General features: G+C 35.2%; 8 protein-coding genes and 1 CRISPR repeat array. Of the genes, 1 reads left to right on the top strand and 7 read right to left on the bottom strand.

Annotated features, from left to right (window positions below):
* Positions 1-123: 123 nt before the first annotated feature.
* The 7 genes from CUN59_RS17175 to CUN59_RS17145 form a co-directional block, all read right to left on the bottom strand.
* Positions 124-609, bottom strand: coding sequence for a DUF4149 domain-containing protein (locus tag CUN59_RS17175; RefSeq protein WP_104388991.1), 486 nt, complete (start codon positions 607-609; stop codon positions 124-126).
* Between the two features lie 278 nt (positions 610-887).
* A CRISPR array of direct repeats spans positions 888-2,018; the repeat unit is 36 nt; unit sequence GTTTCCATTAATTCCACTTCCTATAAAGGAAGCGGT.
* A 613-nt stretch (positions 2,019-2,631) separates the two neighbouring features.
* Positions 2,632-4,080: a hypothetical protein gene (locus CUN59_RS17170; protein WP_104388990.1), complete on the bottom strand. Its 1,449-nt coding sequence runs from the start codon at positions 4,078-4,080 to the stop codon at positions 2,632-2,634.
* Positions 4,081-4,366: 286 nt separating this feature from the next.
* On the bottom strand, positions 4,367-5,980 hold the full coding sequence (locus CUN59_RS17165) for a hypothetical protein (protein ID WP_104388989.1): 1,614 nt from the start codon (positions 5,978-5,980) through the stop codon (positions 4,367-4,369).
* Complete coding sequence (locus tag CUN59_RS17160) at positions 5,970-6,383, bottom strand: hypothetical protein (RefSeq protein ID WP_104388988.1); 414 nt, start codon at positions 6,381-6,383, stop codon at positions 5,970-5,972. The genes CUN59_RS17165 and CUN59_RS17160 overlap by 11 nt, the downstream gene beginning before the upstream one ends.
* 3 nt (positions 6,384-6,386) lie before the next feature.
* The gene (gene cmr4 / locus CUN59_RS17155) at positions 6,387-7,238 is read right to left on the bottom strand and encodes a type III-B CRISPR module RAMP protein Cmr4 (RefSeq protein ID WP_104388987.1); all 852 of its coding nucleotides are present in this window, start codon (positions 7,236-7,238) and stop codon (positions 6,387-6,389) included.
* 1 nt (position 7,239) lies between these two features.
* On the bottom strand, positions 7,240-8,229 hold the full coding sequence (locus CUN59_RS17150) for a CRISPR-associated protein (protein WP_104388986.1): 990 nt from the start codon (positions 8,227-8,229) through the stop codon (positions 7,240-7,242).
* The gene (locus tag CUN59_RS17145; protein ID WP_104388985.1) at positions 8,214-9,818 is read right to left on the bottom strand and encodes a Cas10/Cmr2 second palm domain-containing protein; all 1,605 of its coding nucleotides are present in this window, start codon (positions 9,816-9,818) and stop codon (positions 8,214-8,216) included. Before CUN59_RS17145 ends, CUN59_RS17150 begins: the two co-directional genes overlap by 16 nt.
* Before the next feature lie 394 nt (positions 9,819-10,212).
* Between CUN59_RS17145 and CUN59_RS17140 the strand changes: the two genes are divergently transcribed.
* A complete protein-coding gene (locus CUN59_RS17140) occupies positions 10,213-12,285 on the top strand; it encodes a WYL domain-containing protein (protein ID WP_104388984.1) in 2,073 nt (690 codons plus the stop codon).
* Positions 12,286-12,406 lie beyond the last annotated feature (121 nt).

The following is a 12,406-nucleotide window of genomic DNA, read 5'->3' as shown; positions in this document are numbered from 1 at the left end:
CAGGTAAGAAAGTATGTAGAGAATATAGATATCAATATTTAGGGCTTGCTGAATAAACCCAGGACTTACGCAAAATAGAACGAAAGTAGGGGTAATTCATGAATTACCCCTACTATGAAATTTTTACGCTTCCCGCCAACACCAATTTAAAAGTATACCTCCTGCTGCTAATTTCAAAATTTCTAAGAGAAAATAACCGCTATGTAATAAGTTCATTGTCGCTGGAACTGGGTTACTAGCAAATAAGTTGAAATTAGCACCTAAAGCGCACATTTGCGGGGTTAAGAAATAAGTATCTAGGGCTGCTACTGTTAAAAGTAGTGCAGATAACATGATACTACTCCAACGCCAAGGAGATTGTGTTTTACTAATGGCCAAGACAGAAGTTAAAACCACGCCGGCAGCTAATAATTCTAGGCGGTTAAAATTCCAAAAAACCACATAACCTGCTGTGGCAAAACTAGCTTCTTTCATCATGCCAGCAAAGTACATACTAGGCATAATTACCCAATCTAAAACTAGACTCCCACTCAGCCAAAAACCTAAGGTCAATATGATGGCGGTTTGCCAGGTTGACCGTTTAAATTCCAGATTAGAAATAGCGTTCATAAAAATAATTGCTTTGTTGTCTTCTTAGTTTCTAACTAAAAGAATGATTTTGACAACATATATCAATTAACTGTTACAAACAAACAGAAAATTCAACTTGTTTAATAAGTTTTAGGTAGGTTTGTTAACAAAAATGAAGTTTTATTAAAAAATACTTCAGAGATCAGTACAACTGAAAATTTTGCTGCAATCACAGCAGCAAGTCTCCATTAATTAATTCCACCTCCTATAAAGGAGGCGTTAGGGGTGTGCGATCCGGGTGAACCGGGGAACGGCGCGTTTCCATTAATTCCACTTCTTATAAAGGAAGCGGTATCTCAAGCATCCGCTTGAGATAGCGTTAATGTTTCCATTAATTCCACTTCCTATAAAGGAAGCGGTATTCCTGGGCAGGGAATGGCACAGGTACTAAAGTTTCCATTAATTCCACTTCCTATAAAGGAAGCGGTCAAAAAAGCATCTTACAGGAGTATTATATCATGTTTGTTTCCATTAATTCCACTTCCTATAAAGGAAGCGGTCAGTTAAAGCAGAAAAGGAATTTTGGGCAAGTATAGTTTCCATTAATTCCACTTCCTATAAAGGAAGCGGTAAGAATTTATTAGCTACTATTAACAATCCTAAGTATAGTTTCCATTAATTCCACTTCCTATAAAGGAAGCGGTACAAATATCAGATTGCTAAGGCTGCTGCTGAGGAACCAAAGGTTTCCATTAATTCCACTTCCTATAAAGGAAGCGGTATCGCATATCTACAACAACTATTAGAGGAAATTTAAGTTTCCATTAATTCCACTTCCTATAAAGGAAGCGGTACTATTTACTATGTTCTGCCTACACTAAAGATGGTTGTTTCCATTAATTCCACTTCCTATAAAGGAAGCGGTATATCACATCAGGCTACTCTAATGAACTCTTAGTAATGGTTTCCATTAATTCCACTTCCTATAAAGGAAGCGGTACATATTCCCAAACTTATCAAACTTCTGTAAGAAGTTTCCATTAATTCCACTTCCTATAAAGGAAGCGGTGTGATCTTGCAGATTTTCTATTGTCTCTAAACTTAAGTTTCCATTAATTCCACTTCCTATAAAGGAAGCGGTCTAAGATTTATAAAACAAAACACTTAACTTTTGAAGTAGTAAAGGGAGTTTCCATTAATTCCACTTCCTATAAAGGAAGCGGTTTAAAGAATATCAAAGCAATACATCAAGAGTTCAATCAAGTTTCCATTAATTCCACTTCCTATAAAGGAAGCGGTTTAATAGATGAAGATTATGCTATAAAAAGCATATCGTTTCCATTAATTCCACTTCCTATAAAGGAAGCGGTGTAAGGATGGAGATCCCTGTGCAATTGAAAAGTTACATACTCGTTTCCATTAATTCCACTTCCTATAAAGGAAGCGGTAGCCCCTATTATAAACCCTTACCCTGTCTACTGTCTAGATGCCATTTTCGGCCGGGTATCAAACCCAGAGGATATAGAAGCAAAAACCGACCAGTCAAAACACCTGAAACCCTTACCCAGAGAGAGATCGGCCGGGTCAACGAAAGAATCAACATTTGCACCTCCTAGCGTACCCGGCCGCAGTGGGAAAAAAAGATCCCGGACTTCTGAGGACAATCTTGCTATTTAACCGATAATTGATCATAGAAGTCCGGGATCTGGGTTGTGTGTGGGAAGAAAAGATCCCGGACTTCTGAGGACAATCTTACTATTTAACCGGTAATTGATCATAGAAGTCGGGGATCTGGGTTGTGTGTGGGAAAAAAAGATCCCGGACTTCTGAGGACAATCTTGCTATTTAACCAATAATTGATCATAGAAGTCGGGGATCTGGGTTGTGTGTGGGAAAAAAAGATCCCCGACTTCTGAGGACAATCTTGCTATTTAACCAATAATTGATCATAGAAGTCGGGGATCTGGGTTGTGTGTGGGAAAAAAAGATCCCGGACTTCTGAGGACAATCTTGCTATTTAACCGATAATTGATCATAGAAGTCGGGGATCTGATGGATTATTTAACTAGGAGCTTGCAATTCATAATTATTAATTGCTGTTTTTAATTCTTCATGTACAGATGACATCAGACTAGAATCTTGTAACTTAGTAAATTTTTGATCAGATTTAGCAAATTTTTGATCAGATTCAGATATGATGAAATTAATGCAACCTAAAACTCTATTTTGCCACGTAGTATAATCTGAAGTATTCCATGCTTTAAACACTTCCTTTTCTTCTAATCCTTGCAAATTATGAAATAAATTATTTCTTTCCCTAGATGCAAAATTCTTAAATATTTTGATATCATCACTAGATTGCCAATTTGGTAAAACTATTTCCACTAAATCATGAATACCTTTGTATTCATATTTATTTTTATCCAAATATCTTAATAAACCTTCAACAGCACGGAAACTATGAAACGACGTCTCTACATAGTTACCTTGTCTGAATCTGATCACGGCTAAATAACCAGCTTCATAACTTGTCCACCACCATTCTTGAGTACGTTTTTTAGCATCTCCATTGGTGATGCTTCTTGCTTTTGCAAAATCATCAAAATTAGCATTATTCCATTGAATAGCCATTGCTAATAAATCTTTAATTTTCTGTTCTTTTTCAGTTAAAGATTTATTTTTACAAAGTTCCGCAAATATTTTATTAACACCTAAGTAATCATATCTATCTAATAACTCCTTTGCTTCTTGTAATTTCAGACCTTTTAAGTAATTTGAGCTAGAAATAGTAAGTATCTTTTCCCTTTTATATTGATTACTTACTAAAAATTCTACTTCGTTCTCAAACTTTGCTAAACTTGAAAACTGAATTGCAGAAGAAATTGCCGGAGTACCTGCTTGATGACTCACAAAAATCTTATTATGTTTATCATTTTTTTTCTTTTCTGTTTTAGAAATTATATCTGTAATCTTTTGCTGGAATAAACTATTAACTAATAATAAACATTTATCCCAGTTATCTAAACCTTCATCTGGAGAATCAGGGGTTAGTTCTAAATATTCAATTTGTTTTTTAAAGTTAGGAAAATTGGTTGTAAAATATTTCTCAAAAATTGGTTTTAATGTACAGGTATCTTGCCAATAAGGACATTTACTATCTTCAATTTCGTTTGGTTTAAAAACATTTTTTTGATTAGTTAAAATTACAAGGATCTTATCTACAATCAAATTTTTTGAATCATTTTTAGATTTTAAATGTTCTGTAAAACCATCAAGCAAAGGAAAGGATAAATCATTAAAATGATCATCTAATTGATCTTGGTATACTATCCCTAATACTCTAGCAGCAATAGTATAACCAGCCGTCTTATCTGAAGGATCTATTCTATTAACAGATCCAAAATCCCAACATTCTAATTTATCAAGTGCTTGATCATGGAATTTAGACCAATTGTGATCATCCTTGATGATAACATCACTATTACCAGTTGTGACAATCCAAATACTCATTTTTTCAACTCCTCAAAATTTATTTAATCAAAATGTTGTTTGAGATCCCCGACTTCTATGATTAATTATCGGTTAGTTGGTAAGGTTAAACAAAGAAGTCCGGGATCTTAGGGTATCTGTTTGAGATCCCCGACTTCTATAATTAATTATCGGTTGGTTGATAAGGTTAAACAAAGAAGTCCGGGATCTTAGGGTATCTGTTTGAGATCCCCGACTTCTATGATTAATTATCGGTTAGTTGGTAAGGTTAAACAAAGAAGTCGGGGATCTTAGGGTATCTTGTTAGTTAAACACCCCACAATTTTTCAAACCCACTGGTAGGTAAAAAAGCTAAAAACTGTTTAGTAGTTTCATCTGTTTTATCTGGAAAGATAGTTAATAATTCAACGTATTCTTTCCCCTTCTTTTTAATTTCTCCATCATTTGTTTTTATATATCTGGGATACATTCGGTGGTAAATTCTGCCAATATTACTCATTTTACCAGTCAATTTAGAACTTTTAATTGATTGACTGCCTTTATAATTGCCATGAAACCAACGTACCGCTAAACTATCATCTTCATCTGCCGCTATTCGTCCCCAAACTTGGACATTTTCAGGATGAAAACATTCACGCCAAGCAATTTTTTGATAGTTCTGTGTTTTACCTTTAAAAACTAACCAATTATTAACAGCTTTATAAACACTATCAATAATATTTTTGATGTGGTTAATATTATTGACCGGAAAATAATATTGTTCTGAGTCTTTAGTAAATCCCCATTGACAACCAATCATAGGTTTATCTTCATAGTTTAAATATTCAGGGAAAAATATTCTATGATCTACCCTACGGGATGATTTACCAAAGCCACCTATTAAAAGAGAAAATTTTAAAATTGCTTTAGCTAAAAGTCTCAATTGCTTTCTATATTCCTCTGAAGAATTTTTCATACAGAGAATAGTTAAAGTCCCTTTCTTCAAGTCATAGGTGGGCATTTGATTTCTATTATATTTAAACTCACCCATGGCTAAATTTTCAGCATGAAAAGCAATACCTAAATCTCCAACTATTGCACCTTTCGCACCTGCAAAACCTCCCCATAGTTCCTTAGTTAATTCTTCTGCTGTCTTCTCATCTGTCACCGCACTAAATAACCGCAAAGTGTAACCCCGTAAACCTGCTTTAAACATATTGGGGCGAAATTCTTCAATTCCCCCTATTAATGTGGATGCTAAACCTTGTCCTTTTAAACCCGCAGAAAATAACTTTGTTTCCGGGTGGTTAATGGGTTGACCGTAACCCGCACTTACCCGGGAACCAATACCCCTTTCTATCGCTTTATCCCAAATACTCCAAATAGTTTCCCATTCACTATCATCTAATTCGATGGTGCTAGAAATACCGAAAATTAAAGTCGGTGCATGGAGGGATATTTGTAAGAAAGCAGCATGACCAGCATTATTTTTAACTTGCCAATCTTGTTGAGGGTGAACCACATCAATTAAAGGTTCATCTTTCCAAGCTGTATCTTGGGGAAATGCACCATGAAAACGTAATATTCCCGGTTGGGTTTCACTATTATTTTGATATCCACAATACCTGATAGCTTGCTGTGGGTTACAATGTCTTAAAAATGCCCCTTTCATACTCGCACCGGGATAATAGGGAAACCCATTAGCAGCAATTACAGGACGGATAAAATCATCATCTTGACCACTATTAGAAAGTAACCGCCAACTAATTTTATATTCTTTTTTTCTTACATGATCACTAAAATTAGGTGCATTGGTAGCGGTAGCTTCTAACCATTCATCAACCCATCTTTCAGACTGTTGAGGTTGTTGAATATATTGAATTTGTCCCCGTCCGCTAATTTGGGCTTGAAACATTAAGGGTACTTCATTACTATTCGCCATCGCTATCACCTGCTTTTTTATAACGTTGAGTCCACCAAACTAAACTGTCACAAAATTGAGTTAAAACCGCTAAACAAATTCGTTGATCTTCAATGTTTAATTCCCATAATCTCGCTGCATAATCTTGTACTTGTCGGGTATTATTACCATCAACTTGATCTTCAGGTAATTTAATTCCTGCTTGTTTCATGATTTCGACAAAAGTTTTCCAAGTATCACGCCAATATTTACCTTTTTCGGGTTCTTTAGGAAGCAGTCGTAAATGTTCCCCCCAAAATCTTTCTAAACCATAAGCTACGGTACTTCTCATTTTATGAGATTGACCAATTACACCTTTTTTATCCCGGTATATGAGGACTAATTTCTGTGCTTTTTGGTCTAAATTATAGGATTTCCAACTCATTTTTTACACTCCTTTAACAGTTAATTCACAATGACCTAAACCGATAGATTCTAAACCACCTAAATAAATATCGGCGGTGTTTCCAGTTTCAAAAGGTTGCCATTTTTTATTATTAGCTTGATCAGATTTATCTTTTCTCAGTGCCACAGGAAATACTAAAATAGTTCCTTCTGGTAATGCTTCAGTGTTGAAAAAACCACCACCTTCAACTACTTTTTGATCTGATTTTAACCGGACACGACTTTGGCGATATAATGCCATATCATGAATCATCCCAATATCACCATCATCAACTATCACTGCTGGTTTTTGTTTGAGATCAGGAAACCAAGGTGATAAATCTTTGGTTCTTTGAACTTCTAAGAAACCTAAGTTAAAGAAAATAGTTCTTGTATTTCCTACTCCTGGTTTAGTTTTGATATTAGTTGAACCTGTATAAACATCAGGAATTTTGATTTCTTTGAGAGGTGTATCTTTTCCATCTACTTTAGCAATAGTATCACCAGCTATTCTTTGATAACGTTTTAATAACCGGGGACAAGTTACCCATACTATAGGTTGACCAGGACAAAAAACGGGAATCCAAATAATAGAAGCATATTCAAATTTAACAATAGATTCGTTATTTTTGTCATCATCAGCACCGTTACCATACCAATAACTTGCTTCATTTTCTCCTTGATCATTACGCATTTCTGAACGTAACCGACCACGAATTGAACTACCAGGAATGATCCCTGTTTGGGTAAATTGATCACGGAAAATCAGGTTTAAATTTCCGCTTTCTTCCCCTGCGGTTGCACCAACATGGAGAGGTGCTAAAGTTTCAATAATTCCATAAGCTTTAGTGTACATTTTAGTTGACTCCTTCAATTTCTACTGGTAAACACAAACCACAACCGACTTTTTTCAGACTGTAACCTTCATCGGGAAACCATTTTTCATCCCATTCCCACCAAGATTTATTAATGGGTTCGTCGAGGACGTAAACACTACCCGCAGGAACAGCGTAACGTCCTCTTCCTAATGTTCCTTGGGAACGGAAACGATAGGGAACGGGTTTATCTGTCAACATTTTGATATTGTCAGGGTTAGGGGAAAAGGCATTTTCTGGACACCTTTTAGAAATACGATTTGAACCCCATACTCCCGGTGTTATTAATGCAAAACTTTTACCAATGGGTTGGTTTAAAATTTTGATAATTTTGGGATTAAGTTCGTTACAAGATATTTCTACAATGTGATTTTCTCCTCCAAATTTATACCAACCATCATCAATAGGATAGGTGGATAAATAAACTAAACAAACATCATCAGAAAGTTGTACAGAGTTCTCTAAAAATAGTCCATCTGATTTGACTACACACCGTTCTAATTGTTGAATTTTGGGATGAAGAAAGGAAACAAATTTCCAAGGATTATCAGCAATTTTATCAGGGCTATTCAAGTTTTGTGTAGCTGTTTCCCAAGATATTATAGTTTGCCAACGATAATCAGGTTCAGGTTTTTCTATGTTCTTTTCTAACTTCCATTCATCGTTTTCTATTTTCCATTCTCCAAAACCTTTTTTAGCGATAATTTTATGCCAGGGAATGGGAACAAAAAAGTTTTGTTTGTTATTTAATTTTGCCCAAAATGGACCGGCAACATAAAGATTATCTCTCAATTCTACTTGAGTTAATTTTTCATTAACCTTGTTAATCCTAAACATTAAACCCGCTAAGGTAGCAGCATCAGGGGGAAATTTAGCACCGGAACGACCAACTAAATTTTCTGGTGATAAAAACGCCCCAGCACTTCCATACATCAACCCTAAAGGGTTAATACTAATTAGATATTTGAACATAAATACCAACCTACTTTAACTAAATCTGTAATCCAATCAACAATGGCTTTTGAGCGATCAATTTCATCGCTATCATCACTAAAACCTGATAGATGTTGTCCTAATTTGTCTCTTTTATCATTGATTAATTTCTTACCTTCTCCGGTAAAGTAAAGATCAAAAAACTCCAATGCTGTTTGTTTAACAATATATGCTTCATTGGCATTTTCAATATCAAATACTCGACGAGATTCTAAATGTGCTAAGTCTTGATAAATGTGACTCCAATTTGATTGTTTATCCCTATCTTTATATTTGGTGAAAATATCCAAATAATCCCAAGGACAAGTCCACTGGACATATTGACCACTATTAAAAACCACCCGAATAGTAACTCTATCTCTCCCTAAAGATTTCGCTACCTTTTCCGCTTCTCGACAATGTTGTAAAACATCTCGCTGAGGTACACTACCCGCAACCCACACAAAACCCACACTTACATTAATTTCCTGTTTATGTTCCTCCCATTTATTTTTTAAAGTCTTTAACCATTCATAAGCTGTAAATGATGAAACAGGTTTTTTAGAATCTTTACTATAAATAATTCCCAGAAAATCATCACCACCAGCGTAAACAATTCTTCCTAAATCATCAGGAAAGTCTTTACCAAAATCTTTACCCCAATTCCTAATTGCATCACTAAATTGATGAATTTCATCATCACCATTTTCTTTTTCCGCTAACTTCTTTAAATGGTCTCCAACTTTGTCACCATCTCCCATAAACCATCCTGTCCATTGTCCGGGAATATCTTTACTAGGTTCTGGCTTGCGGTCAATTTCTTGAAAACCTTCTTTGAGTCTTTCTAGTTGTTGATCCTTGGGTTTATCTCTACTAATTAAATTCGCTATTTCTGGTAAGGTAATTAACCGTTTTACCAACTCAGGAATACTCAATTTTTCATTAGGTGCAATAAATTTACCTTCTGGTTCTTTGTCAGGTGGACAATTATCTAATTTTCGCGCTATTTTTGTATAAAAATCCTTGATTTGCTTATCTTCTAATCCATAATTCAAAGTTTTAGGATTACGGGATTTTGCACCCATACCAGGAAAAGCAATCCCATCAGTCCCCGTTAAACTAGAACTTTCACCAATCCAATTTACCGCAGTCCAATCACGGGATAACTTTTTAGTTTCTAAATCCTCCATTGCATCTTTAATAGAACATCCACTTCCTTGAAATATCTCCCAAGTGTGACAACCCCATAAACTCCATTCTCTTTCCCAATGGTAATTATCGGGTATATTTCTCTCTATCCATTCTTGACAAACTCTTAACATCTCTTTCCATACTGAAAGGATGATTTCTTTAGCTTTATCTTCTGTCATTTCTCCCTTAATTAAAATGCGGTTTGGCATTCCTTTTTGGACGCTAGGAAGCGCGGGAGAAATTAACACTAAATTATTATCTGGACTTCGTACATAACTAACTATCTGTTGACTCAAATAGGAAAGTATCAGAGATGCACCATACAAGTCTCGAAGTTTACGGGATTTTTCTATAAACCCTTGGACAGGTGCGAAGGTGATAGCAGTATATTTAGTCACGGGTTCTGTATCTCCTTGTGATGCTTAGTTTTCAACATACACGCTAAAACTTATACTGTGTTGAAAAAAAGATAGTTTGTAAAAATTAGTTAGAAAACTCAACAGGTTTTGTCACAAATTGCTAAGTTTTGGCTAGTAAGTTTAAGCTTGTGTTGACATATCTGAAGATATATCAACAAATTTGGCTGTTTTTTGCAATCTGTGAAGATTCACGGATTTATGTTGTGTTTTTATCTTAGCGGTAAAAAATCGGTTGTAAACTGCTACTCATGCGAATGAGGAAATTTACTGGGGGAGAAATGGTAAAAAATTCCTTATTCGCTTGAAAATACTAGACATTCACTCTAATGAAGGCTAAAAGATATAAGACAACTTATATTAAGTATGAAAAACTATGTCTACTCCTCATATCTGTCATTTCCTCATCGGTGTCCCTGGTAGCGGAAAATCCACTTTTGCGGCTAATTTGGCCAAATTAGGCAATTATCGCGTTATTTCCAGTGATACTATTCGTCAGCAACTCTATGGTGATGCGACTATTCAAGGTGAGTGGATAGAAATAGAAACACAGGTGATCTCTGCGGTAGTAGATGCCGTTACTCAAGGTGTTAATGTAATTTATGATGCTACTAACACCAGGCGTGTATGGAGATTAGAGTTATTAGAAAAGCTAAATTTGGCTATGACTTCCCCTATACTGTGGATGGGTTGGTATTTACAAACACCTCTAGAAACCTGCAAACAATGGAATAAACAACGCACTCGTCAAGTTCCAGATGTGGTAATTGATAGGATGTATGAATCTTTGATAGATTTTCCTCCCGTGGCGGCGGAAGGATTTGCTATTGTTAAAAATGTTGATGTTACTTGTGAAAAATTTGATTTTTACCAGATTGAAGATCACATTCACCAACTTAATAGAACTCTAGTTAATCGTACTAATCGCAATCGTTATATTACCCTACATAGTTATAGTAAATTACTGGATTTTGAACGATTGATGTATTTAATATCTTTAATTATTCGCTATCCAGGAATAGGTAATTTACAAGCTACTCACCCTCATTTATTAATAAAAATTTTTGGTAATGTTCCCACCTTTCAAACTTCCTTAGCAGAAATTACAGCTTTAATGACTCAATTACATGGTAAAATATATGCTGATGAAAAAGCAATTACGGCGGATTTATTATGGTTAAAAGAAAATTCTGTAATTGGTGTAAATACCATTGCTGCATCTGCTGACATTCCCATTAATGGCGGTGATTATATGGGTGATTCTTGCCATGGTTTGGTCACTCATCCCTATTCCGATTTACCAGCTTTCCAAAGATTAATACATACCATCAGATTGATATTACATCATCCATTTTTAGCTAATAGTGGTAAAGGCATTTTAGCAACTTTAGTATCTATAATGGTAAAACAAAAAATGATTGATGGTAATGTTTTAGATTCTGTACGTAAAGATATTGAAAAAGTCCTCAAACCCTATAAAATTTTACCGGATTTTCCTATGCGTGATGGTTATTTTGCGGGAACTGCGATTTTATCAAAGTTGGAACTAACCCAAGTTTTTCAGGTGTTACAATCTCAAGCGAAAAGTCTTGATGATCCCATCGCTTTGGAGATTTATGAAAAGTTCGCTACCCGCATGGAAAAAAGTAAATTAGGAGTGAGTGAAGTTTATCCGGTGCGAGCGATCGCTAATCGGAGTATGATAGATTCAGAATATTTACCACCAGAATCTTTAACCAGAAATATTCAACAAATCGAAGAAGCAATCATCACCGGAAAAATATTAGAATTAAATCGCTTTCCCGGTGGTGGTAAATTTGCACAGGATCAAGAAGGATTCTTTTTAGCATTTCCCCTGCAAATCGTTTTTTCTAACTCTGCTTGGTACTTAGGTTATGAACTGGTTAGCGGTAAAGATTCCGGTTTACTCAGATTTGAAAGATTAGATAGATTATTTATAGGAAACCCCCAAATAACAACCCGTTCCCAACCGGAACAAGAACAAGCATTAGGCAAATTACAAAAACTATCTCAAGTCAGTGGCGGAATTTTTTTAGGATATAAACCAGAAGATCAAAAACAATTTCTAGCAGGAGATAAAAAACAACGTTCTGAGATTTGTATTACCATTGAATTGTGGTTTAATGATGCCATGTTTCGCTTTGTCGCTGAAGGAACTAAACGGTTTCCTGCACCACAAATGAAAATGTCATTACCAAAAACAGGGAGAAATTCAAACTTACCAAAATCAATATTTTCTCTTAAAACCACAGGAGATAAAAACTTTCCTAATCGCTTTCAAGTCATTTTACCTAAATGGTGTTTAGAGGATATAGAATTATTGCGTTGGATTTTGGGTTTTAAAGCAGGAGTAAAGGTAGTTAAACCACAGATATTAGTGGATAAAATTAAACAAATTGGGGAAGATATTGTGAATACCTATAGATAGGTGATAAGTTATAAAGATCCCCGACTTCTCAGATCAACCTCTTCAAAAAACCAATCATTAACAATAGAAGTCGGGGATCTGAATTTATGTAGGACAGAGATCCCCGACTTCTCAGATTAAC

The sequence above is a fragment of the Cuspidothrix issatschenkoi CHARLIE-1 genome (assembly GCF_002934005.1).
Classification (GTDB): Bacteria; Cyanobacteriota; Cyanobacteriia; order Cyanobacteriales; family Nostocaceae; genus Cuspidothrix; species Cuspidothrix issatschenkoi.
Note: the sequence above shows the minus strand (reverse complement) of the source record. Positions and strands in the feature narration are given on the sequence as shown.